The sequence below is a fragment of the Streptomyces sp. R-74717 genome, assembly GCF_047305335.1.
Classification (GTDB): domain Bacteria; phylum Actinomycetota; class Actinomycetes; order Streptomycetales; family Streptomycetaceae; genus Streptomyces; species Streptomyces atratus.
Window position 1 is genome coordinate 9,894,414 of record NZ_CP102361.1, and the last position, 23,497, is coordinate 9,917,910.

Annotated in this window: 22 protein-coding genes and 1 pseudogene; 7 read left to right on the forward strand and 16 right to left on the reverse strand. The window is 69.5% G+C overall.

What is annotated here, in order from left to right:
* Positions 1-275: 275 nt before the first annotated feature.
* Positions 276-1,130, reverse strand: coding sequence for an alpha/beta fold hydrolase (locus NRF20_RS45145; RefSeq protein WP_413754424.1), 855 nt, complete (start codon positions 1,128-1,130; stop codon positions 276-278).
* A 174-nt stretch (positions 1,131-1,304) separates the two neighbouring features.
* Here NRF20_RS45145 and NRF20_RS45150 point away from each other — a divergent pair, with 174 nt between their 5' ends.
* Positions 1,305-1,943: a TetR/AcrR family transcriptional regulator gene (locus NRF20_RS45150; RefSeq protein WP_398633016.1), complete on the forward strand. Its 639-nt coding sequence runs from the start codon at positions 1,305-1,307 to the stop codon at positions 1,941-1,943.
* Between the two features lie 188 nt (positions 1,944-2,131).
* A pseudogene (locus NRF20_RS45155) lies at positions 2,132-2,317 on the forward strand (ISL3 family transposase); the annotation flags it as partial.
* 388 nt (positions 2,318-2,705) lie between these two features.
* Here NRF20_RS45155 and NRF20_RS45160 read toward each other — a convergent pair.
* From NRF20_RS45160 to NRF20_RS45170, 3 genes are all read right to left on the reverse strand, one after another.
* Positions 2,706-3,764, reverse strand: coding sequence for an IS630 family transposase (locus NRF20_RS45160; protein WP_413754502.1), 1,059 nt, complete (start codon positions 3,762-3,764; stop codon positions 2,706-2,708).
* Positions 3,765-3,889: 125 nt separating this feature from the next.
* Positions 3,890-6,238: a hypothetical protein gene (locus NRF20_RS45165; protein WP_398633017.1), complete on the reverse strand. Its 2,349-nt coding sequence runs from the start codon at positions 6,236-6,238 to the stop codon at positions 3,890-3,892.
* A gap of 154 nt (positions 6,239-6,392) precedes the next feature.
* Positions 6,393-7,121 (reverse strand): DUF6333 family protein, encoded by a 729-nt coding sequence (locus NRF20_RS45170; protein ID WP_398633018.1) that lies wholly within the window; start codon positions 7,119-7,121, stop codon positions 6,393-6,395.
* A gap of 161 nt (positions 7,122-7,282) precedes the next feature.
* Between NRF20_RS45170 and NRF20_RS45175 the strand changes: the two genes are divergently transcribed.
* From NRF20_RS45175 to NRF20_RS45185, 3 genes are all read left to right on the forward strand, one after another.
* A complete protein-coding gene (locus NRF20_RS45175) occupies positions 7,283-7,627 on the forward strand; it encodes a hypothetical protein (RefSeq protein WP_413754696.1) in 345 nt (114 codons plus the stop codon).
* Positions 7,628-7,702: 75 nt separating this feature from the next.
* Entirely contained in the window at positions 7,703-7,933 is a 231-nt protein-coding gene (locus NRF20_RS45180) for a hypothetical protein (protein ID WP_398633019.1), read from the forward strand.
* Between the two features lie 186 nt (positions 7,934-8,119).
* Positions 8,120-8,623, forward strand: coding sequence for a hypothetical protein (locus NRF20_RS45185; RefSeq protein WP_398633020.1), 504 nt, complete (start codon positions 8,120-8,122; stop codon positions 8,621-8,623).
* Here the strand turns inward: NRF20_RS45185 and NRF20_RS45190 are convergent.
* On the reverse strand, positions 8,618-9,013 hold the full coding sequence (locus NRF20_RS45190) for a hypothetical protein (RefSeq protein ID WP_398633021.1): 396 nt from the start codon (positions 9,011-9,013) through the stop codon (positions 8,618-8,620). The genes NRF20_RS45185 and NRF20_RS45190 overlap by 6 nt on opposite strands.
* Here NRF20_RS45190 and NRF20_RS45195 point away from each other — a divergent pair.
* Complete coding sequence (locus tag NRF20_RS45195; RefSeq protein WP_398633022.1) at positions 9,012-9,200, forward strand: hypothetical protein; 189 nt, start codon at positions 9,012-9,014, stop codon at positions 9,198-9,200. The two genes, NRF20_RS45190 and NRF20_RS45195, sit on opposite strands and share 2 nt — an antisense overlap.
* A gap of 32 nt (positions 9,201-9,232) precedes the next feature.
* Here NRF20_RS45195 and NRF20_RS45200 read toward each other — a convergent pair whose 3' ends face one another.
* From NRF20_RS45200 to NRF20_RS45245, 10 genes are all read right to left on the reverse strand, one after another.
* The gene (locus NRF20_RS45200; RefSeq protein ID WP_413754425.1) at positions 9,233-10,927 is read right to left on the reverse strand and encodes an IclR family transcriptional regulator C-terminal domain-containing protein; all 1,695 of its coding nucleotides are present in this window, start codon (positions 10,925-10,927) and stop codon (positions 9,233-9,235) included.
* Between the two features lie 190 nt (positions 10,928-11,117).
* A complete protein-coding gene (locus tag NRF20_RS45205) occupies positions 11,118-12,296 on the reverse strand; it encodes a 4-hydroxybenzoate 3-monooxygenase (protein ID WP_398633024.1) in 1,179 nt (392 codons plus the stop codon).
* A gap of 5 nt (positions 12,297-12,301) precedes the next feature.
* A complete protein-coding gene (pcaD, locus tag NRF20_RS45210; RefSeq protein WP_413754426.1) occupies positions 12,302-13,474 on the reverse strand; it encodes a 3-oxoadipate enol-lactonase in 1,173 nt (390 codons plus the stop codon).
* Positions 13,475-13,586: 112 nt separating this feature from the next.
* Positions 13,587-15,005 (reverse strand): 3-carboxy-cis,cis-muconate cycloisomerase, encoded by a 1,419-nt coding sequence (gene pcaB, locus NRF20_RS45215; protein WP_398633026.1) that lies wholly within the window; start codon positions 15,003-15,005, stop codon positions 13,587-13,589.
* Positions 14,992-15,558, reverse strand: coding sequence for a protocatechuate 3,4-dioxygenase subunit alpha (gene pcaG / locus NRF20_RS45220; protein ID WP_413754427.1), 567 nt, complete (start codon positions 15,556-15,558; stop codon positions 14,992-14,994). The genes pcaB and pcaG overlap by 14 nt, the downstream gene beginning before the upstream one ends.
* The gene (gene pcaH / locus NRF20_RS45225) at positions 15,558-16,328 is read right to left on the reverse strand and encodes a protocatechuate 3,4-dioxygenase subunit beta (RefSeq protein ID WP_398633028.1); all 771 of its coding nucleotides are present in this window, start codon (positions 16,326-16,328) and stop codon (positions 15,558-15,560) included. Before pcaH ends, pcaG begins: the two co-directional genes overlap by 1 nt.
* 11 nt (positions 16,329-16,339) lie before the next feature.
* Entirely contained in the window at positions 16,340-17,530 is a 1,191-nt protein-coding gene (locus NRF20_RS45230) for a thiolase family protein (RefSeq protein ID WP_413754428.1), read from the reverse strand.
* Positions 17,527-18,183, reverse strand: coding sequence for a CoA transferase subunit B (locus tag NRF20_RS45235; RefSeq protein WP_398633030.1), 657 nt, complete (start codon positions 18,181-18,183; stop codon positions 17,527-17,529). Before NRF20_RS45235 ends, NRF20_RS45230 begins: the two co-directional genes overlap by 4 nt.
* Positions 18,183-18,947, reverse strand: coding sequence for a CoA transferase subunit A (locus tag NRF20_RS45240; RefSeq protein WP_398633031.1), 765 nt, complete (start codon positions 18,945-18,947; stop codon positions 18,183-18,185). Before NRF20_RS45240 ends, NRF20_RS45235 begins: the two co-directional genes overlap by 1 nt.
* Positions 18,948-19,160: 213 nt before the next feature.
* Positions 19,161-20,501 (reverse strand): MFS transporter, encoded by a 1,341-nt coding sequence (locus NRF20_RS45245; protein ID WP_398633032.1) that lies wholly within the window; start codon positions 20,499-20,501, stop codon positions 19,161-19,163.
* Between the two features lie 486 nt (positions 20,502-20,987).
* Here NRF20_RS45245 and NRF20_RS45250 point away from each other — a divergent pair, with 486 nt between their 5' ends.
* Positions 20,988-21,188, forward strand: a complete 201-nt coding sequence (locus NRF20_RS45250; protein WP_398633033.1) for a hypothetical protein — start codon at positions 20,988-20,990, stop codon at positions 21,186-21,188.
* A gap of 571 nt (positions 21,189-21,759) precedes the next feature.
* Here NRF20_RS45250 and NRF20_RS45255 read toward each other — a convergent pair.
* A complete protein-coding gene (locus tag NRF20_RS45255; RefSeq protein WP_398633034.1) occupies positions 21,760-22,422 on the reverse strand; it encodes a CorA family divalent cation transporter in 663 nt (220 codons plus the stop codon).
* Between the last annotated feature and the right edge of the window lie 1,075 nt (positions 22,423-23,497).

Sequence of the window (23,497 nt, forward strand, 5' to 3'; positions counted from 1 at the left end):
CTGACCCCGGCTTTCGACGGGACCGGAGTTCCAGTGAGTGGTCAGGCCCTGGACGATGGCGCCCCAGTCTCCAGGCCGGTGACGAAGGGCTGGAGACCGGGAAGCTCCCCGGCTTGCGTGCTGACGACCCAGGGGCGAAACGTCATGGTGGCAGCACCCCGCTGATCGTCCTCATGGAATGTGTGCCAGAACCCGAGTTTTGACTGCACTGGGGAGTTGTCAGGGGTCCAGGGGTCTGCCGCGAGCCACGAGCCGGGCCGCCCCTTGGCCGGCTGTCAGCTGACGGAGTCCATGAAGCTCAGCATGCGGCGGTTGATCTCCTGCGCGTGGTCGATCTGCGGTCCGTGGCCGGTGTCGGAGACAATCTCGGCGCGGGCCCCGGGTATCAGGCGTGGAATGCGCTCCAGTTGCCGCTGTGGGTGCACGAGGAGGCTTCGCTTGCCAAGCACCAGATGGAGCGGGGTGCGAATGCTGGACAGTTCGTCCTCGAACAAGGGGAGTGGAGCCGGGTGGCGTACGCGGTAGGCGCGGACACCCGATCTGATCATCGTGCGCAGCTCCGGCACGATGAGGACGGGTTGCTCCAGCCAGGCTGCCAATCGTGGGCGCAGCGACTTGGGGGCGAAGGTCGCGAAGAGACTGGCGAAGATCCAGACGAAGAAGCGCAGCCCAACCTTTTCCAGACCGCCCGGGTCGAGGAGCGTGATCGACGCGAGGCGGCCGGGCCTGCGGTGCGCTTGGTTGAGGGTGAGCCATCCGCCATAGGAGGAGCCGACAAGGTGCACGCGGTCAAGCCCGAGCCCGGTAAGCGTCTCGTCCAGCCACTGTGCGGCTCGGTCGGGTTGATGGATGGGTTCACGCTGCACGCTGCGTCCTGGATCGCCTGGCGTTTCGATCGCGTAGACGGGGCGGTCGGTGCTGAGAGCGGGAGTGTTGGGATACCACATGGCAGAGCAAGAGCCCGCCCCGTGTACCAGGACGACGGGGGTGCGGGACTGGGCGGCTGGGTTCACAGGGTCGTACCGGTAGACGTGCGTGGTGCCGAAGGACGTCTCCACGTCCATTTCCGCGAGCGTGGGCGCCCCCAGTGCATAAACGGCGTCGCAGGCCGCGAAGTAGCGGTCACGCAAGGCATCGCTCACATAGCGGCCGACATCGGTCTGGGTGCGAGTCGTGGTCTCGGGTACGGCCCCCTCCGGGATATCGATTCTTGGTGATACGAACGTACCACGTTAATGGTACAGATGTATCATCATGACCCAGGGGGGCCAGCCCAGGTCAACCGATGAAGAGAGAGGCGGCCGATGCCCAAGCGCGTGGACCACGCAGAACGGCGTAGTGAGATTGCCGAGGCACTCGTCCGGGTCGCCGGACGACGCGGCCTGCACGCCGTGGGGATGCGCGATGTGGCAGCGGAGGCGGGGGTGTCACTGCGGCTGGTGCAGTACTACTTCGAGACCAAGGAAAAGCTGCTGCTCTACGGGCTGCAGCATCTGGCGGAGAGATTCGGGGAACGAGTCGCAGCCAGGTCCCGGGCCGCCGGCGACAGCCCGGGACCGCGCGCAGTGATTGAGGCGCTTCTGATGGCGTCGTTGCCGACCGACGAGGAGAGCCGCGCCTTCCACCTCGTCTATACCTCGTACGCAGTTCTGGCCGTGACCGACCAGGCGCTTGCCGCCCAGCCGTTCATCCGGAACCCTGATGCCGCCGAGGAGGCCCTGGCCGGACTCCTCCGTCAGGCGCAGGAGGCGGATCTCGTTCAGCCCGGCGTGGACGTCCAGTTGGAGGCGGTCAGCCTGCTTGCCATGTCTGCGGGACTCGGCATCAGCGTCCTCGTCGGCCAGCGCAGCCCACAATCCGCCGCCGCAGTGCTGAACCACCACCTGGACCGGATTTTCCGAGCGAGTGGGCTCGGTTCCCTGACGCAGCGGGCGCGGGAATGACGTCGTTTCCTCGGGTTTCTGGCTCAACTTCTGTGGTGCGTGCACGTTGAGTGACGACTGAGAGCCTTTGGGCGGCTGGGGAGGTTGCCCGAAAACAAGCAATAGCCGCAGCTGATAAGCCGACAGTCCGGGCCGTGGAAGCGTTCGTTTTCCGACTGGAGTAGCTGTTGTTCCCGTCGATCGCGGACATGGTGGTGCTGGCGGCGGACGTGAACATCGAGATAGTGCGCGTTGATGCAAAGTGCACCGCGGACGGCGTCGCGTGCCCGGGGTGCGGGGCATGGCCACGCCGTGTTCACGGCTCCTGCCTGCGGTTTCCCGCTGACGTGCTCAGCGCCGGGCGAAGTGTTGTACTCCGGTTACGGGGCCGCCGGTTCACCTGCCAGAACGCCGCGTTGGCGCGCCGCACCTTCGTCGAGCAGATACCCGGCCTGACCTGCAGACACGGCCGGCGCACCGAGCGGCTGCGCTCCACCCTGGCTGCCGTCGGTGTCGCCCTGGCGGGCCGGACTGGGGCCGCCTGGCCCGCGTTTTTTTTGGGCTGTTCACCAGTCGGAGCGCGGTCCTCCCTCAGCGGTCAGCCGGGTGATCTCCCGTGCCACGGGCAACGGTCAGGTCCGACGCGAAGGCGAAGTCCTCGGTCTGCTTCTCGATGCTGTCCATGCCGGTCCAAGGCCCCGGAGCACGGATATGGCTGCCCCCGCACCCTGGGCACGGGGGCAGCGTGCGTGCGAAGACGCCGTCGGACGGGCTAGTGGCTTGTCACGCAGCCTTCGCCGGGTATTCGGTCCAGGATCTGATCGGTGAGTCGGGTGCGAAGGCCGTCTTCGGCTCGGCGTTGGCGTTGTGCCAGCGGACGTAGGAGGCGATGGCGGCGTTCTGCTCGTCGTGGCTGCGGTGGTCGGTGCCGTTGAGTGCGAAGTAGCGCAGGGCCGCAAACTCGGACTCGATCCAGTTCAGCCAGGACCCGTAGGTCGGCAGGAAGACCAGCTCGACGTCGTTGTCAGCGGCCCAGGTCCGCACCTCGGCGTGCTTGTGCGGGGAGAAGTTGTCCAGCACCACGTACAGCTTCTCCCCGGGCCAGCGGGCTCGCAGGGCCTTGAGGAGGCCGAGGAACTCGCGCCACCGCTTGCGCTTTCGGATGCGGTAGTACAGCTTGCCGGTGGCCAGATCGAGGGCGGCGAGCATGTGCATCACGCCGCCGTAGCGGTTGTAGGTGGCTCGCAGCCTGCGCGGACGCCTCACCGGGCCCCACGCCTTGCCCTTGCGGGGCATCAGGTTCAGCGGTCCGAACTCGTCGACGCATATCACCCGTCCGTCGGCAGGCGGGGTGTCGTACAGCTCCAGGATGCGGTGCATCTTGGCGATGAACTCCGGGTCGGTGGACGCCTTCCACGTGGTGGTGGTCTTCCAGGAAATCTTGCCGGCGCGAAGGATCCGGCGCAGGGTCTCCCTGCTGATGGCCGCTGTCACCTTCTGCTTGATGAGGTGGTCGGCGAGCTTGCTCAGGCTCCAGGTGGAGAACGCGGTGATCTTCCAGTCGGCGGGGGACGTCCGGGCGATCAGGCAGATGTGCTCGCGCACCTTGTCACTGATCGTCCTTGGGCGTCCCCCGCTCCATTTTGGGTCCAGCGCATCCAGCCCCTGCTCGTTGAAGGCGTGGATGACGTCACGTACGTAGTCCTCGCTGACCTGCATCAGCACGGTGATGTCCTTGACCGTCTGGCCCTGGGCGGACATCAGCACCACGATCGCCCGGCGGAGTTTCACCGGGTCCTTCGCGGTCCGGCTGATCCGCTGCAGCTTCCGGCCCTCCTCCATGCTCACAGGCCGGACGAACACACTCGGTCGACGTCCCACAACCACCTCCAAGATCAGTCTTGGAGACAGTCTGCTGGGTCACGAGCAACAGGTCGATTACCCGCCGAAGGCTGCGTGACAAGCCACTAGCTGCCTGCGGCCCTGCGCCGTCGCATCCACCACGTCAGCGCGCCGCCTGCGACTGCGAGCGCCGCAGCCACAGCGGCGATCATTCCGACGGGGGTGTTGTTGCCGGTGTCTGCGAGGTCACCGTCCGGATCCTTCGCCGACGGAGTCGTCTTGTCGCCGCCCGGCGTGGACGGGTCGGGTGCCGGGGTCGACGGAGTGTCGGTCGGCTTCGGTCCGTCCGAACCGGTCGGGGTCGGCGTCGGCTTCGGGTCCTCCGGGCTGGTGGGCTGGTCGGAGGTGGACCCTCCGAGGTAGGCGGTCTCACTGTCCTGGTAGGTCACCTCGGCCCGGACGGATGTCTTGGTGGTCTTGTCCAAGCCGCGGTGCTGCGCGTTGAACTGGGTGCGGGTGATGTTCTTCTTCGGCGCCTTGGAGAAGTCGACCCCGCCCATGGACAGAATCCACACCTTGCCGTCGTAGACGCGCTCGAACTTGTAGTCGCCGTTCTTGAACGAGTCGACGTACTTGTCGTAGACGGTCTTCTTGTCCCAGTCCTTGTTCTCGGCCCTGAGCGGCCACCGCTTGACGTCGTTGCTGTTGATGATCTTGCGGAAGTCGGTGGGGCTGACCGCGTCCTGGCGGCGGATGTACTCGGCAGCCACCCTCGAAGAGTAGACGCGGCGCAGGTCGGCGTAGGACTTGTCGTCGTTGACGCGGCGCTCGAGCTCCGGCTGGATCGTTGTGAGGATCAGGCTCTCGGCCTGTTTGGTCTGCGCCTCGGTGAGCTTGCAGGCGCTGGGCGGCACATCGGGTCCGGTCGGGACTTCCATGTTGACCTTCAGCGGGGCGTCCAGGATGTAGATGCCGCCGTCCTGCTCCCGGATCTTCGCAGGCTTCGGGGTGATCCACTGGCGGATGATGGGCAGGCACGGCATGCCTTCCGGGGTGCGGGGGGCTGCCCGCCAGAAGCGTTCCCCGCGCTCGTACTTGTCGGGGTTCATCGCATCCGCGTAGTCGTGCTTGAGGGTCAGGTCGGCCTCCAGCAGGACGCGCCCGGCGTCGGTCTTGGCGAACTCCTTGTCCATGATCACGTCGGGGCGGATCGGGTTGAGGTTGACCCAGAACTTGTCCGGGGTCAGGGCGAGCCAGGTGAAGAAGGCGTCCGAGGCGAGCTGGAGTTTGGCGTCACCGCCGTAGCCGGGGTTCTCGTCCGGGTCCTTGACGTAGTCGGCCCTCATCGAATAGTCGAGGCCCTTGCCCTTGACTGGGGTGCCGACGTAGTTGATCTCCAAGGTGGAGAAGTCGATGCCGCCCGGCCCGCGGCCGAAGTAGCCGCCGCGGTTGTTCTGGTTGTACATCGCCTGAAGCCGGCGCGCTTCCTCGACCGTCTTCCCGGACCGCAGGGCCTGGTCGATGATCGGTCCCCGGCCGCCCTTGAGCGGATCGGGGTTGAACCGCTTGTCATAATTGGTGTAGACGTTCGGCTTCTGGGTGCGCTCGATGGCGTTCGACCGGCGTTCGTTGACCCCGGCCTGGGTGCGGTTGGTGCCCCGGTCCCGCTTGAGGTCGTCGTCGAACTGCTTGATCTTGTTCTTCGTCGAATCCTCGGTCTTGGCGCCGGTCAGGTACCGGAACGTCGACTTCGGCCTCTCCTTGGCGATCTGCCGGTCGGCTGTGAGCTGGTCGTTCTCGATCTTGCCGTTGGACTTCATCTCAACCTTGCGCTCGGTGCGCCGGTTGTGTGCGTCCACGACGCGGGTGCGCTTCTCGCCGGTCTCAGGGTCGGTGTACTCGATCGGGTCCTGGCACCACCAGTCGGGACCGATCATGTTGTACTTCTTGACCATGCGGGCCTCGAACGCTTCACCCCGGGGCGGGTTGCCGTGGTTGCCGATGTAGCGCACGTCGAGGTAGCGCTTGAAGTCCTGGTAGCCCTTGGGGTTGTTGTACTGGTTGTTGTAGCGGGCGTAGATCTCCATGACCTTGTCCGCCGGGTTCTTCGTCCTGTTGTACTTGCGCTGCCACTTGCGGTAATTCTTCCCCGCGGCCGCGCGCTGGGCGTCGGTCGGTGGCAGCAGCCCGTCATATGCCTTGGCGGGGTTGTCGTAGGTGTAGTTCTCGTCGTTGGGCCAGGCGTCGTACGGAAGGCTGTCCGGCGGCCCGGAATTGGCCGGGGTGGAGGGGAACTTGTTCTTGAGGAACTTCTCGTCGCACCGCACCGGCTTGACGTTGGGCGCCTTCGCGGCCTCCGCCTGGTCGAGGCCGGGCAGGCCGGTCAGGGTCACGGCTGCCGCGGCGGTGAGTGCGAGCGCGAGGCGCCCCCACGCGCGCCGACGGCGCGCAGGTTGATGTATCTGAATGCTCACTGGTTTCTCCCCCTGGGAACGCGGCGCCGTGGCTTGCGAGGTCAACTGGTCTGGTTGCGCCGCCTGTTGTCCACACTAGGGGGGAGTCGGTCGGGGGTTCCGGAGTTAAGGCGGCATGTCCCCGCCAACTCGCAGTTTTTTCGGTTCGCTACGGTCAGAACTCGTCGAACTCGCCGATCCAGGTGTCTTCCAGGTCGCCGGTGGTCTCTTCGGTGTGCCGGACGCGGAACACGGACAGCGTGCGGCCCTTGCGGAGCAGCGGGGTGACGCGCTGGAGGGCGAGCCGGGTAAGACCTTCCCAGGAGAAGGACCCGGGGGCGGCGTCGAGGTCGATGCCCTGTCGTTCCAGGGCATCGGGGCCGATGCCGAAGGCGCCGATGACGTCTTGCGGGGCGCCTTCGCGGTCCCAGTCCCCTTCTCCGCTCCATCCTGCGGCGAACAGGCGTGCCCCGTCCGGGTGGTAGATCACGTGGGTGCCGTAGGCCACGTTGTGGTCGATCCTCGCCGAGCCGATGATGACCGCTCCGGGGAAGCGTTCGGCCAGTTCGTCCGCCTGCTCCGCGAGGGGGAAGGTCCCCCCGGTGGACACCAGGGCGGGATCGTTGATCTCGATCACCGTTCCCCAGCATCCGACGCCGACCAGGTCGAGGTCCGCGCGGGTGGCGAAGGGAAGCCGCTCGGTCGCCTCGATCCGGTCAACTTCTTCCACCACCGTGTCGACGGTGCCGAAGGCAGCGGCGAACTCCCGTGCCCGTGCCGGGTCATGAGCGGGCAGAACCCCTGCGCCGGTGAGGAAGGGCCGCTCGATGAGGGTTAGCCTGAACTCCCCGTGCTGTGCGACGCCCTGCTCCGGCGGGCACTCCCAGAAGTCGTTGTCAGTCATCGGATTACCTCCGTGGCTATCAGCAAGAATCGCGGCGCGAGCCGTGAGAATCCCCTCCCCTGAGAGAGGAGAGCGTCAAGAGCGCCACGATAGCCAGGGCCCTTGACAGACGTTGCGGCGGGCTGTGCCTGCCTCGGGCCGAAGCCGGCCGACGGCCCACGCTGCGGTCGCAGTTCCGTGAAGGGCTCGCCCATGTTGCCCGCGATCCGATCCTGCGCAACTCGGTGGCGTTCAACGGCACCGCCAACTTCTTCGTCATCATGGTGGAGACCCTCGGTCCGGTGTTCTTCATCCGCACGCTGCATCTACGGCCCGTCATGGTTGGGCTGCTGCTGGCGCTGGGAGCCGTCGGCGGGGTAGCAGGCGGCGTGGCGGCACAGTACCTCGCCCGGAAGGTTGGCTCGGCGCGGATCAGTTGGATCGCGATGACCGTGCTGTCGTTGCCCGGCCTTCTCATTCCGCTGGCCGGGCGCGGCTGGTGGGTACTGTTGTTCGGCATCGGCTGAATCTCGTGGACCTTCTCCTCCACCGTCGCGAGCATCTCGCTGACCAGTTACCGCCAGGCCGCCTGCCCGCCGGACTTGCTCGGTCGCGTCAGCGCCGCCGCCCGCTGGATCACCTGGGGCACACTGCCGCTCGGCGGTCTGGCCAGCGGCGCGCTCGCCGGCGTCCTCGGCGTCCACGCCACGTTGTGGATCGCCGTCATCGGCGGCTGCTGCGTGAGACTGTGGCTGTTCTTCTCACCGTTGCGCGGCCTGCGCGACATCCCTCTCGGACAGCTTGAGCCCGAACCCGTCGGCGGAATGCCGTAACACCACCGCGACCTGGTCGGGCCGGTTGCCACGGCCGCGACCGGAGTTGTTCGGCACCGCACACCAGGAATGGGCAGGATACCGATGCTTGCCGGAGTAGTACCGTCGCTGGGAGCCGTCCGGGCGATCACGACCGGTGCGCACGGCCCAGGGTCGGTTGTCTGTGCAGTCCCATAGTCTGCGCTCATGACCACCCCTGAGTCCGGAGCCCTTTCGAGTGCGGCTCTTGAGGAGTACCTTTCCTTGATTGACGGGCTGCTCGCGCAGCCTTTCCCGGAGACGAACTTCCATGACGGCACCGGGTGCGGTGGCCCCGAGCATCGCTTGCGCATCCTGCGGGCCAGTCAGGACTTTTGGGATGACGACGACGGCCAGGCTGCGCGCGAGGCCGACGCGGACCTGCGGGCCTACCTCGACGCCCTGATCGCAGGGCTCACGACACGCTGGGGCGAGCCGCTCGTCGTCGACCTGTGGCCGTATCTGAGGGCTGGCTTCGAGGGGGAGGCAGTGTCCGAGCCGATCAACTTCCTGAGTCAGCTGGCCGGAAGCATGCAGGCGTGGCCGCACCGGGATTCCGGCCGTTGGCTCGCGCTCACCATCGGCCAGGAAGACAAGGAACTGCCGCTCGAACTGCTTGCTGCGGTCGGCCAGACCCCTGTGCTTGGTCCAAGCGCGGCCAGCCGGTCATGAGCGGAGCCGGATGATGACAGCTGCCACGGTGACAGTTCCGAGGAAGACATAGCCGCTTTTGTCGTACGGAGTGGCCACAGCAAGGAAGTTCTTGAGCTCGTTGACTGCCCTCTCGACGGTGTTGCGTTTCTTGTACCGCTCCTCGTCGAAGCCAGGAGGCCGTCCGCCGCGCGATCCCTTGCGCAGGCGGGCGGCCTGGCTGTCGATCTTCTCCGGGATCGTGTGCCGGATGCCTCGGCGACGTGGGTACTGGCGGCAGAGGCTGTTGTTGTAGCCCTTGTCTCCCGCGATGCTGTCCGGCTTCCTGCGGGGCCTGCCCGAGCCGAGTCGGGGGGAGAGCCGGGAGGAGGTGCTGGGGGTACACCGGGTGAAGGGTCTGGAGGCCGACATGTTGCTGATCGCCGATCCGACGGAGATCCTGGCGCGGCCGGCGCGCGGCCTGGACGACCTGTATGTGGCACTGACCCGAGCGACACAGCGCCTCGGGATCATCCACGGGGCCCGGCCCCGCCGTGCTGGAGGGCACGGTTACGGATCTCGCCCGAGGGCGAGCGCCCCGGCCCGTAACGGGATATGAGCCCGGCCCGCCAAGAGGGTCGTGAGCGGAGCTCAGGGGATCGTGAGCCGGACTCGTTCCGTCACGACCGCCAGGTCCTCCTCGATCGCGGCAGCTGCCGCCGTGAGCGCGGGCAGCACCGCTCGCCGCACATCGTCCAGGGTGCCCCGGCTGGCGTGGGTGGAGACGTTCACGGCGGCGGCCACCCGGCCGGTACGGTCGTGCACCGGGACCGCGATCGACCGCAGGCCCTCCTCCAGCTCCTGGTCCACCAGGGCGTGACCGTCCCGTCGCGCCTGCGCCACGGCCTCGGCGAGATCGGCGATATCGACCCGGGTGAATGGGGTCAGCGATCGCACCGAGGCGTGGGCCAGCCGCTCGGCCGCCTCCTGCTCGGGCAGACCGGCCAGCAGCACCCGGCCCATGGACGTGGCGTACGCGGGGAAGCGGGTGCCGACCGTGATGTTGACGCTCATGATGCGTACCGTGTGCACCCGGGCGACGTACATGATGTCGTCGTCGGCCAGCACCGCGACGGACGCCGAGTCGTGCACCTGCTCCACCAGCCGGGCCAGATGGGGCTGCGCGATCTCCGCGAAGGTCAGCCGGGAGAGCCGGGCGTAGCCCAGTTCCAGCACGGTGGGCAGCAGCGTGAAGCGGCGCCCCTCACCGGCCGGTGCCGCGTACCCCAGCTGCTGGAGGGAGAGCAGCGCCCGGCGGGCGGTGGCGCGGGCCAGGCCGGTGGCCTCCGCAGCGCCGGACAGGGTGAGCCCACCGGGTGCCGACCCCAGGGCGGTGAGCACGGCCAGCCCCCGGGTCAGCGACTGCAGGAATTCCGGGCCCAGCTCCGCCTTGGCGGCGCGTGAGGTGTCCGGGCCGCCGGGTGCGTGCGGCGTGGCCGCCGGAGAGGGGGAGGCCAGAGCCGCCTCCATCCGCGCCGCGTACTCCCGCAGCCGGGGCAGGGCGTGCTCGGCCAGCGACCGGGCGCTGTGCCTGCTGGTGTGGCTGACCACGCTGAGCGCACACACGGCGCTGCCGTCGGGCGCGTGGACGGGGACTGCGACGGCGACCAGACCGGGTTCGATCAGCTGGTCGTCGACGGCCCAGCCGGCGTCCCGGGCGTCGGCCACCCGCTGCCGGAAGGCCGACTCCACATGGTCGGGGGCCGTCGGCGCCGGGCGGGGAGGAATGGCGGGGAAGCCTGCGTCGCGGGGGTCCTCGCGCAGCCGGGTGCGCCAGGCCACTTGCTGCTCGGGGCTCCAGTCGGCGGCGAAGAGGGCACCCGGGGCGCAGCGCTCGGCGGGCAGCAGGTCGCCGATCCGGAAGGCCAGCGCCATGGTGCGCCGCCGGGTGGACTGGCTGATGAACCGCACCCCGGCGCCGTCCGGTACCGCGAGGGAGACCGACTCGTCCAGCTCGTCGGCCAATGCGACGGCGAGCGGTTCCAGGGCGTCGGGGAGACCGGAGCAGGCGAGGTAGGCATTGCCCAGCTCCATCAGGCGCGGCGCGAGCAGCACGTCGCGGTCGTCCTCGATGCGCAGATATCCCAGGTGGGTGAGGGTGGTGACGATGCGGTCGACGGTGGACCGGGCCAGGCCGGTGGCGCGGACCAGGTCGCCGGGGCGCATCCGCGGTCCGGGGTGGGCGGCCAGGGCGCGCAGCACGGCCAGACCGCGCTCCAGCGGTCCGACCGGGTCGCCGCCGGGTTCTGCGGCGTCCGCCTTGGATGCGGTCGCGGCATGCGGCATGCGGTCCTCCTCGTCGAGCCTCCGGGGTGTGCGCAAACCGTACCCGGCGGACCCTTCGGCCGCGCGGGGCGGTCGGGCACTGCGCGCCCGCTTCGCCTGCGCCGACGGGATGACCGGTGCCCGGCCCTGGGCAACGCCTGCGGTGCGTGGCCCTCTTCGGGCCCCGCACCGCCGCTGCGTCAGCAGGAGTTCAACCGATGTGCAGGCCCGCGTAGTTCTCGGCCAGCTCCGCGGCCGCGTGCCGGGACGACGAGACGCGGTCCAGCTGGGAGACCTGGAGCCGGGTCTCGAATGCGCTCTGACCCGGGTCGGTGTGCAAGGTCGTCGTCATGAAGTACGAGAAGTGCTCCGCGCGCCACACCCGGCGCAGACAGGTGTCCGAGTACGCGTCGAGCAGTTCGGCGGAGCCGCTGTCCTTCAGATGGGCGAAGGCCCGGGCGAGCACGACGACGTCGGAGACAGCGAGGTTGAGCCCCTTGGCACCGGTGGGCGGCACGATGTGCGCGGCGTCGCCGGCCAGGAAGATCCGGCCCCAGCGCATGGGCTCGGTGACGGAGCTGCGCATCGGCAGCACGGCCTTGGAGGTGATCGGGCCGCGGGCGAGCCGCCAGTCGCCGTCGATCGCGAAACGGGCGTCGAACTCGTCCCATATGCGGTCGTCCGGCCAGTCGGCCGGGTCGGTGCCGTTCGGGACCTGCAGATACAGGCGGCTGACCGTGGGGGAGCGCATGCTGTGCAGGGCGAAGCCGCGGGGTGAATGGGCGTAGATCAGCTCGTCGCAGGATGGCGGGACATCGGCCAGGATGCCGAACCACGAGTAGGGGTAGACCCGCTCGAAGGTGCTCATGACACCGTCCGGAACCGCCCTGCGGGTCACGCCGTGGAACCCGTCGCAGCCCACGACGTAGTCGCAACTGAGAGTCCTGTCCTGGCCCTGGTGGGTGTAGTGGATGACGGGCCGGTCCGTGTCGGCTCCGGCGACCGAGTTCACCTGGGCCTGGAACAACAGCGGGGCTCCGTCGGCCACCTGAAGGGCGATCAGGTCCTTGACGACCTCGGTCTGGGCGTACACCCACACCTTGCGGCCGCCGGTGAGTGACGGGAAGTCGATGTGCTGTGACCGGCTGTCCCAGCGCAGCTCGATGCCGTCGTGGACCAGACCCTCGCGGTCCAGCCGCTCGCCCGCGCCGGACTCCCGCAGCACGTCGACCGTGCTCTGCTCGAGGATGCCGGCGCGCTGGCGCTGCTCGACGTAGGTGCGGTCACGGCTCTCCAGAACGACGCAGTCGACGCCGGAGTTGTGCAGGAGCCGGGCGAGCAGCAGGCCCGCAGGGCCGCCGCCGATGATGCCGACGGTGGTGTGGTTCATGGCGGTCAGTTCTCCTCTTCGAGAATGCGGTTGGCGATGGCGAAAGCGGCGTTCGCTGCGGGCACGCCGCAGTACACGGCCGATTGGAGCAGGACTTCCTCGATCTCCGCGGGGGTGAGACCGTTGCGCCGCGCGGCCCGCACATGCATGGCCAGCTCCTCGTAGTGGCCGTGGGCCACCAGCGCCGTGAGGGTGATGCAGCTGCGGGTTCGGCGGCTCAGTCCGGGCCGGGTCCAGATCTCGCCCCATGCGTAGCGGGTGATGAAGTCCTGAAAACCGGCGGTGAAGTCGGTGGTGCGGGTGATCGCCCGGTCGACGTGCTCGTCGCCGAGCACGGCGCGGCGCACGGCCATGCCGGCGCCGTGCCGGGAGGCGTCGTCGGCGGCTGGGGCGGCATCGGCCGCGAAGTGTCCCAGCAGGGCGGCCAGGACGGGCACCGGACGCTCGACGTTCGCGAGGTGCGCGGCGTGCGCCACCTCGGTCAGGGCGGCGCCGGGGATGCCGTCGGCCAGCTCGCGGGCGTGCGCGACGGGCGTCGCGGGGTCCTCGCGGCCCGCAACGACCAGGGTGGGTGCGGTGATACGAGGCAGCTCGGCGCGCAGGTCGAAGCCGGCGAGTGCGTCGCAGAGCCCGGCGTAGGCCTCGGGGGTGGCCGCGGCCAAGTCGTCGACCACTGCTCTGGCGGCAGGGGAGGCCGCGAAGGACGGGGTGAACCAGCGGGCGGGGGCGGTCTCCGCGACCGGGCCGGTGCCCTCGGCGCGTACCAGCGCCGCACGGTCGGACCAGCCCTCCGGCTGACCGAAGCGGGCCGAGGAGCAGAGGATCGCGAGCGAGGTGACCCGCTCGGGGTGGTGCACGGCGAGCCAGGTGCCGACGGCGCCGCCGAGTGAGATGCCGGCATAGCCGAACTCTTTGATGCCGAGCGCGTCGGCGAGGCCGAGGACCAACTGCCCGAGGTCGGCGACGGTGCCGCCGTCGGGCAGCAGGCCGGCTGGGGAGCCGCCGTGGCCGGGCAGGTCCCAGCGCACCACTCGGTGAGTCCGGGCCAGTGACGGGGTCTGTGGGTCCCACACGGCCAGCGAGGTGCCGAGCGAGGGGCCCAGGATCAGCGGCGGGGCGGAGTCCCGGCCATCCACGCAGTGGTGCAGCAGACGCTGCGCGGGGGCAGAAGTGCTCATGCGGTCTCCTCGTGCTGAGTGTGCGGGGCCGCCCGGTGGGCGGTGGGTCGCGGACGGCTCACGGCCACCGGCCGGTGCGGGGCTGCCCGGTGCGTCGATATCTGACGCTTCATCAGGTCGGGTTCCGGGAGGGGCCGGTGCGGCGCAGGGCGCGGTCCACGAGGGCGCCCGCGGAGCCCGCGTACTGCGTGGGGTCGGTCAGTTCGCGCAGCCGGTCCTGCGGAAGGACACGGGCGATGCCGGGCTCCTCCCTGAGGGCCTCGTCGAGTTCCATGCCCTGTTCGACGGCGTGGCGGGAGGCCCGGGACAGCGCCTGCCCGGCCTCGCCGCGGCCGATCAGGGCCGCCAGCACCGCGGCGAGCCGCTCGCTGATGATCAGGCCGCCGGTGGCGTCGAGGTTGTCCCGCATCCGGTGCGGGTGGACGCGCAGGCCTTCGGCCAGTTCGGCGGCGTCGCGGGCGGCTCCGCCGACGAGACGCAGGGCCTGGCGCAGGGGCTGCCACTCGGCGTGCCAGGCGCCGGCCGGGCGCTCGTCCTCGGCGGCGAGCCCGGCGTAGAGCACGGACACGAGGGCGGGGACCTGCCGGGCCGCGGCGGCGATCAGCGTGGCGCGGACCGGGTTGGCCTTGTGCGGCATGGCGGAGGATCCGCCACCGCTACCCTCGCCGAGTTCGCCGATCTCCGTACGGGACAGCAGCAGGACATCGGCGGCGAGTTTGCCGAGTGCCCCGGCGGTGAAGGCGAGGGCACCGCCCAGGTCGGCGACGGGGGTGCGCAGGGTGTGCCAGGGCAGCATGGGCTCGGCCAGTCCGGTCTCGGCGGCGTAGCCGGCGAGCAGCCGCAGGCCCAGGTCCGGGCCGGCATCCGGGCCGCCGGTCGCGTCGTCGGCCTCGGCGAACGCGTGGAAGGCCGCCAGGGTGCCGGCCGCACCGCCGAGTTGTGCGGGCAGTGCTGCCCGGACAGCCGCGAGACGTTCGTGGGCGTCGAGAACCAGCGAGCGCCAGCCGGCGGCCTTGAGGCCGAAGGTGGTGGGTACGGCGTGCTGGGTGAGCGTGCGTCCGGCGATCGGTGTGTCGCGCTGCTCGGCGGCGAGCCGCGCCAGGGCGTCGGCAGTACGTCCGAGGTCGGCGAGGACGGGTTCCAGGGCGCGGGCGGCGACCAGCATGGTGGCCGTGTCCAGGATGTCCTGGCTGGTGGCGCCGCGGTGCACATGGGCGGCGGCCTGCCGGTCGCGCTCGGCGACGGCCGCGGTCAGGTCGGCGACGAGCGGGATGACGGGGTTGCCGCCGGAGCGGGCGCGCAACGCGAGATCCCGGACGTCGTAGCGGCCGGTCTCGGCGGCCGCCGCTGTGACGGCCTGCGCCGCCGCGGCGGGGGCGAGGCCCAGTGCGGCCTGGGCGCGGGTCAGTGCGGCTTCGGCATCGAGCATCGCGCGGACGTAGGCGGCGTCGCCGGTGGCGGCCTCGACCGATGACCCGGCCGGCCCCGGGGAGAGCAGACCGAGGTCCTCGGAGGCGTCAGTCGAAGGCAAGGAAGACCGTCTCCTCGTGCTCACCGTCACCCTGCAGCCGGATGTCGAAGCGGAGCAGTCGCTCCCCGTGGGCGACGGCGAGGAGTGTGGCGCGGCGCTCGGGCTCCAGGACGGACAGCAGCGGGTCGGCCGCGGCGTCGGTCGGGCCGGGCAGGTAGATCCGTGTGTGCAGATGGTGCAGCAGACCACGGGCGAAGACGATCACCGAGAGGTAGGGGACGCCGCCGGGCGGCAGCGTACGCAGCTCGTAGTGGCCGTCCGCGTCGGTCCCGACGCGGCCGAAGCCGGTGAAGCCGACGTCGCCCCTGCCGATGACCTCTCCGGTGACGGGGTCGCGGCGCAGCGACCCGGGCGCGCCGCGGCGTGAGCCGTCGGGTGCGGGCTGCCAGATCTCGATGAGGGCGTCGGGGACGGGAGCCCCGGCGCCGTCGTAGACATAGCCGTGGACGGTGAGGGCGTCAGGGTGTCCGGCGGGGGCGATCTCGCCGCCCTTCGCGAACGGCAGCGCGTAGCCGTAGAACGGGCCCACGGTCTGCGACGGGGTGGTGGACATCAGCGGCCCTCCTCGGTCCAGGTGGCGGCCGGACCGTCCAGGACGATGTCCCAGCGGTAGCCGAGCGACCATTCGGGGGTGGACAGGTCGTGGTCGTACGTCGCGACGAGCCGCCGGCGTGCGGAGTCGTCGGTGACGGACTGGAGGATGGGGTCGTAGGCGAAGAGCGGGTCCCCCGGAAAGTACATCTGAGTGATCAGCCGCTGGGTGAAGGCGTTGCCGAAGAGCGAGAAGTGGATGTGGGCAGGACGCCAGGCGTTGAGGTGGTTGCGCCAGGGGTAGGCGCCCGGCTTGACGGTGACGAACTCGTACGCGCCCTGATCGTCGGTCAGGCAGCGGCCCACGCCGGTGAAGTTGGGGTCGAGCGGGGCGGGGTGGTCGTCGCGCTGATGGGCGTAACGGCCCGAGGCGTTGGCCTGCCAGACCTCGACCAGCTGGCCGCGCACCGGGCGGCCGTCGCGGTCCAGGACCCGGCCGGTGACCTTGATCCGCTCGCCGAGCGGCTCGCCCCGGTGCCGGCGGGTGAGGTCGTGGTCGAGGGCGGTGACATCGGTGACACCGAAGACCGGGCCGGAGAGCTCCACGGCCTCGGGGTCGTTCAGGGCGACCAACGGCTTGCCGGGGTGGCGCAGGACGCTGCTGCGGTACGGGGCGTAACCACGGTCGGGGTGGCTGCGCTCGGGCGCGCCGGCGGTCACGGCCTTGGCGTAGGACTCGCGCCGCTCGGCTATCTCCTCGGAGATGCGGCCTTGGGTCAGAGGGGTGGTCATACGGGGGTTTCCTACCTTTCCAGGACCAGGGCGAGGCCCTGTCCGACGCCGATACACAGGGCGGCGAGGCCGGTTCCGGAGCCCGCGGCGGCGAGCTGGTGGGCGACGGCTCCGGCGATACGGGCACCGGAGGCACCGAGCGGGTGACCGATGGCGATGGCTCCGCCGCGCGGGTTGACGACCGCGGGGTCGAGATCGGGCCATTCGGCCAGACAGCCCAGGGACTGGGCGGCGAAGGCCTCGTTGAGTTCGAACGTGGTCAGGTCGCCGAAGCCGCGGCCGGCCCTGGTCAGGGCCTTCCTGACGGCCTCGACGGGGCCGAGACCGAAGTACTGCGGCTCGATGGCGGTGACGGCCGAGGCGCGTACGAGGGCCAGCGGCTCACGGCCGGTGGCCTTCAGGCCTTCCTCGTCCACGAGCAGCAGCGCGGCGGCGCCGTCGTTGAGCGGAGAGGCGTTGCCGGCGGTGACCGTGCCGTCCGGGCGGAAGACGGGCTTCAGCCCGGACAGCGACTGCGGCGAGGTGTTGTCCCGAATGGTCTCGTCGCGGGTGAGGCCGACGTCCTCGACGGGCACGACCTCGCCGTCGTACAGGCCGTTCTTCCAGGCGCGGGCGGCCTTCTCGTGGCTCGCCACGGCGAAGGCGTCCTGCTGCTCGCGGGTGATGCCGTACCGGTCTGCGATCAGTTCGGCGCCCTCACCGAGTGGGACGGTCCACTGCGGCTCCAGGCGCTTGTTGACCATGCGCCAGCCGATCGTGGTGGAGAACAGCTCCTGGTTGCCGGCCGGGAAGGCGCGCGAGGGTTTGGGCAGCACCCAGGGGGCGCGGCTCATCGACTCCACGCCGCCCGCGACGGCGACCGAGGCGTCGCCGACCGCGATGGCGCGGGCGGCCTGGATCACGGCTTCGAGGCCGGAGGCGCACAGCCGGTTGACGGTGCTGCCCGGGACGGTGACGGGCAGCCCGGCGAGCAGCCCGGCCATCCGGGCGACATTGCGGTTCTCCTCGCCGGCGCCGTTGGCATTGCCGAAGAAGACGTCGTCGATCCGGGCCGGGTCCAGGTCCGGCGTGCGGGCCAGCAGGGACCGCAGCACTCCGGCGGCGAGGTCGTCGGGGCGTACGCCTGACAGGGCGCCCGCGTACTTGCCGACCGGGGTGCGGACGGCGTCGACGATGTAGATGTCGCGCAGCTGACGGGTCATCGCGCGCTCCCTTCGGTGGCCGCGGCGATCCGGACCGGGGCGGCGGTCAGGCGCTGGATCTCCTCGGCGGTGACGCCCGGGGCGCTCTCCATCAGAACGAGGCCGTCGTCGGTGACGTCCAGGACGCCGAGGTCGGTGATGATGCGGTCGACGCAGGTCCGGCCGGTGAGCGGCAGCGTGCACTCCTCGACGATCTTCGGGCTGCCGTCCTTGGCGGTGTGGGTCATCGTCACGATGACCCGCCGGGCCCCGTGCACCAGATCCATGGCCCCGCCGATACCGGTGACCAATTTCCCGGGAACGGCCCAGTTGGCGAGGTCGCCACGGGCGGAGACCTGCATGGCGCCCAGCACGGCGGTGTCGATGTGACCGCCGCGGATCATCCCGAAGGAGAGCGCCGAGTCGAAGAAGGAGGCGCCGGGCAGGACGGTGACGGTCTCCTTGCCGGCGTTGATCAGGTCCGGGTCGACCTCGTCCTCGTAGGGGAACGGGCCGGTGCCGAGGATGCCGTTCTCCGACTCCAGGACAACCTGGACACCGGCGGGGAGATGGTTGGGGATCAGTGTGGGCAGCCCGATGCCGAGGTTCACGTACTCGCCGTCGCCCAACTCGCGGGCCGCGCGGGCGGCCATCTCGTCTCGCGTCCAGGCCATCAGGCCGACACCTCCCGGGTCGTGCGCTTCTCGATCTTCTTGTCCACGGCCTGTTCGGGGGTGAGTGCCACCACCCGCTGGACGAAGACGCCCGGCAGATGGACCTGGTCCGGGTCGATCTCGCCCGGCTCGACCAGCTCCTCGACCTCGGCGATCGTGATCCGGCCCGCCATGGCTGCCAGCGGGTTGAAGTTGCGGGACGACTTGTTGAAGACCAGGTTGCCGTGCCGGTCCCCCCTGGCTGCCCGGACCAGTGCGAAGTCGGTGGTGATGCCCCGCTCCAGCACGTACTCGACACCGTCGAACGCGCGGGTCTCCTTGCGCGGCGATGACACCGAGACGCCGCCCGTGCCGTCATAGCGCCAGGGCAGTCCGCCGTCGGCGACCTGGGTGCCGACGCCGGCCGGCGTGTAGAAGGCGGGGATGCCACAACCGCCGGCGCGCAGCCGCTCGGCCAGGGTGCCCTGGGGGATGAGCTCGACCTCCAGCTCACCGGCGAGGTACTGCCGGGCGAATTCCTTGTTCGCGCCGATGTAGCTGCCGGTGACCCGGGCGATCCGGCCCGCCGAGAGCAGGACCGCAAGACCGGAGTCCATCGCGCCGCAGTTGTTGGAGACCACGCCCAGTCCGCCGACTCCGGTGTCGAACACCGCGTGGATCAGCGTGTTCGGTACGCCGCTGAGGCCGAAGCCACCGACCGCGAACGACGCTCCGTCGTGGACATCTGCCACGGCCTCTGCGGCCGAGGTGACCACCTTGTCCATCCGCCTGCCTTCTACTCGTGTTCGCCAGATGAACTTAAGTTCGCATTACTGCTTCATTCTGATCCCCTGGCAGCCGGTTCGTCAACGGCTCCGGACGTCGGGGTTTCCAGGCGCACCCGCCGCATCGAACGGACGTGCCCGCGGAACGGCCGACGTCGGCCGGGGTTCCGCGGATGCGTCCGATCGCGTCACTCGCCGAGGTGGGGTGGGGCGTCAGTCGATCGCACCGGACAGCGCCGGGGTCTGCTGCGCGGCGGGCTCGCGCCGGGTGCGACGCGCCATCGGCACCAGGCAGATCGCGACCGCGCCAAGTACGGCGGTGACGGCGAAGGTGGTGAATCCGAGGCCGGCGTTGCCACCCTCGATGACGGCGCCGCCGAGCCAGGGGCCGATGACCGCGCCCGTGCGGCCGATGCCGGTGACCCAGCCCAGGCCGGTGGCCCGTTGGGCGGGCGCGTACACGGTGGAGGTGGCCGAATACACCATGGCCTGGGCGCTGAAGAGCCAGATGCCGGTCATGAAGACGACCATGTAGGCGACACCGAGCGGCATGTGGGCCCTGAGCAGGAAGGTGCCGCAGGCGGTCAGGACGAACCAGATCGCGGAGACGCGCACGGCGCCGAAGCGGTCGGCGGCGCGGCCGGCCAGGAGCATGCCGACGATGCCACCCGCGTTGATGATCATCAGGAAGGTGACGGAGGAGGAGAGGGAGTAGCCGGAGGCCCGCATCAGCTGGGGCAGCCAGGTGGAGACGCCGTAGACGAGCAGCAGACCTGCGAAGGACGCGACCCACAGCAGCGGGGTGGCGATCCGCGAACCGGGTGCGAACAGCGAAGCGACTGCGGCGAATCGCCCTCTGGCCCCGGCCGCGGGTGCCTCGGCCGCGGTCGGCGATGGCAGGCAGTAACGCGCGGCGACAGCCTCGGCGTCGGAGGCGCGGCCCCTGGCGAGCAGCACCCCAGGCGACTCGGGCAGCCACTTCAGCACCAGCGGCACCGCGATCAGCGCGGGCAGCACACCGGCCCAGAAGACGGCGCGCCAGCCGAAGTCCGGTGCGAGGGCGAGGCCGAGCCCGGTGGCCACCATGCCCCCGGCGTGGTATGAGGTCATCAGCAGGCCGATGGAGAGCGCGGCCCGGCGCGGTGGGGCGAACTCGGTGACGATTGCCAGGGCGATCGGCATCAGCCCGCCCAGACCCAGGCCGGCCAGGAACCGCCCGGCGCCGAAGGCGGTCGCGGACGGCGCGAGCGCGCACAGCGCGGAGCCGACGGAGAACAGCGAGACGCTCCAGACCACGACGGGCCGGCGTCCGAGCCAGTCGGTGAGCGTGCCTGCGGCCAGGGCGCCGATCAGCATGCCGAAGGTGGTCCAGCTGCCGATCGTCCCGGCGGTCGAGGTGGTGAAGCCGAGGGAGGAGTCGTCGAGCAGATGCGGCATCACGGCGCCGTAGATGTTGACGTCCATGCCGTCGAAGAACACGGCAAGCCAGCACAGGGCTATGACGGCGCCGACGGCGCGGAACGAGCGCTCAGGCGGGGCGGAGCGTGTGGTCACTGATACTCACTTCTCTCACATCGTCGCGATACATGCGTTGCGTGCGATGCACGCCGAAAGGAGGCGGCGCGGTCTCCCTGCCGCAGAGGCCGAAGCAGGCCCCTCTGAAGTCTCGCGTTCGCTGAATGAACAATGGTTCGCGAGTGACGTGAGTTTCGGAGAAATTAACGGGCTTGTCAATGGTTCGGACAACGAGCGTGCCGCGCCGATGAGGGCGCGAGAGAAGCCCTGAGGGGTCTGCTCCGGGGCCGGGACGTAACGCCACCGCCGCTCGTACGCTGTCCCGCGGCGCGCAGCCCGGTGTCGCGCCGGGACGGCCCCGGTCTGCCGGAATCCGGTGTTGGATGCGGCGGGCCGCGTACGGCCCGTCGTCCGGGCTCTGCTCACCGCAGCCGGGACGGCCCGGTAGCGTCGGCCACTTGCACTACAGCCGGAGGTCATGTGACGTGATCTCCGGCTGGTCGTTGACCGGGCATCATGCTGGGTGTGACGGCTGCGCAGATAGCCGGGCGGGATGCCGAACTGTCCGCGCTGACTGGTTCGTTGGGGTCCGTGTTCAACCCGCCGGAGCCGTGGGTGATGTTCGTGCAGTTCGCCGAAGGGCTGCTGGCGGATGCCTGGCTTCACTCCGGGCCAAGACCGGGGCGTTTGCCTGACGCGGCAGTCTTCGAGGTCGTCACGCGTTGAAACGAGACTTCTCAGCCCCTGGACAGCATGACGGGCACGCGCTATTGGGATGTGGGTGGTCTGGGCGTCGTGCGTCCACCAACGTCTGCGTGGCCGACGGCTTCCCAAGGGGCAGAGATCAGCCGGCGGCAGGCCAAGGTGGTCGTGCAGTGCCCGGCGGCCGGTGCCGGTCACGGCGAGCGTGCGTGTCGTGCCGATCCGCGTGATCCAGCCGACGGTGAGTGCGTGGCTGCACCAAGCGGCCTGGCGCGCTCGCCTCACCAACGTCGCCGACCACCACTACGCCCACGACCACCTCACGATCCCCTCCATCGCCCCCACCGGTGCGTTCCTCGCCGAGCAGCGCTCGCTTGCTGCCCGCGTCCGGCTCGACGCCGGCCGGGCCATTGACCTGCCCGTCACCGACGAGCACTGGCAGCTCTCGTACGGCCGGGCGGCGGAAGGCCGTGAGCATCACCGATACCGGTTTCCCCGACCGCACTTTCGCGGTTTCTGGACAGGGGAGAACTCCGGAGGCAGACGTCCCACGAAGCCCGGTGTCCGTGCCCGGAGTGCTGCTCACGCCGACGTATCACCTGCCAGGGTTGGAGCTACGCCTGCCGATGCGGGATGTCGCCCGCGCGCGGGCTCCCCGGTGATCGGCTTCGTCTGCTTCGCGCAGCTTCCGCCAGAGGCGGGTGCGGTGCAGCATGTAGAGGGCGATGAACAGGACGATTGCCTGCAACCCCACGGCGAGCAACCAGAAGACGACCTTGCTCTCCAGCTCGTTGGTCATGTAAGTGAAGTTCATGCCGAAGAAGCCAGTCAGGAACGAGAGCGGCAGGAAGATCGTCGACACGATGGTCAACCGATTGATCACTCCGTTCTGTTCTCCGGACACGAGGGAGGAGTAGCTGCCGAAAACGCGCCTGGTGGCTTCCTGGAGAGACTCGATGTTCGTGAGCACCAGCCTCGCGTGCTGTTGGTAGGAGCGAACAAACCGCTGCCGTTCCTCGGGAAAATTGGGGTTCATCATTCTCCGCGTCAAGGTTTCGTCCATCACCTGGAGGTAGGGCAGGAGCGAGTGGTGCAGGAGGGCGGCGTGCCGTCGCAGACGCGCCAATTGATAGACCTGCTCGGGGTGCCGTCGCTCGAACATCTCGTCCTCGAGGTCCTCCGCCGCCAGGAGAGCTTCCACGGCGGACCGGCGAAAGGACTCCAGGGCCTCCTGCAGCAACAGGAACAGCGTGGCCACGGTGTCGGAGGGTCTCTCGTGAGGCAGCCGGGCGTGAGGGTCTTGATCAGCGCGAGCGGTCCACGGTGAACCGTGACCAGGTACCGCTCGGTCACGAACGCATGGAGATGAGTGACCTGGTCCGCCTCGACCACTGGCACGACGAACCCGGCCCTGTCACCGAGGTACTCGGCCCGCACGGATTCGCCCTTCCGGCCAAGCCACGTCAAGCCCTCGGCCAGACCGAGCTGGTCGGCGACCGGCATTTCGTCGGGCGACACTTCCTGGGGCAGTTCGATGTCCACGAGCAGGAAATCCGATGCCGTGAGGCGCTCACGAGCCTCCGACACATGTGTCTCGGCGACGACCCCTTCCGGCATGGACACCACCAATACGATCATCGTTCCTCCCTGTGGAGCAGGGGCTGCGGCACCTCCAGCGTGCGCAGACCCTGTAGCCCACGCACACGGATGGACTCATTCGCCCCGCCGGGGGCCTCGAATGAGTGGGACTCGCACCGCTGTGCCGGTGGCGGCCGCCGTCGACCGGCTCGCGGGTGATCCGGAGATTGCCCGCAGACAGTAGCGCGCCATGCTGTTCGCCGCCCGCTACCAGGCCGTCAATCTCGACGATCCCGGCAAGGCCAGGACGGTTTCTTGGTGGGCTGCTCGTCATCGGCGCGTCAGGAGCCACAAGGAGACGAGATGAGGCAGGCAGGCCTGCACGTCGGCCGCTACGCGAGATCACCAGCCTGCTCGCGCTGTTACCGCGGCGGGCCGGCCATCACTTCTTGCACAGAGCGGTGTCGAGGAGAGCATCGGCGCTCGTGAAGTCCTTTGAGGTGGGGCGCCCAGTCGGCGGTGGCGACGACCGTGGCGCAACAACGCCGCAAGGAAGCACCCGTATTCCTGGGCATCCCCGCATTCGATCAGATCGCAGGCCGAACCAGTTGAGCCGAGAGGCTCTGGACCGGCCCATCCCTTACTGAGCTTCAACTCGTGATGTCGTAGGGACTGACGGTCCTTGGTCCTCTGCGGTATGGCCTCGGGACGCGGTATCGACAAGGCGGCGGTCTTGATCGCCGAACGGCAGCAGT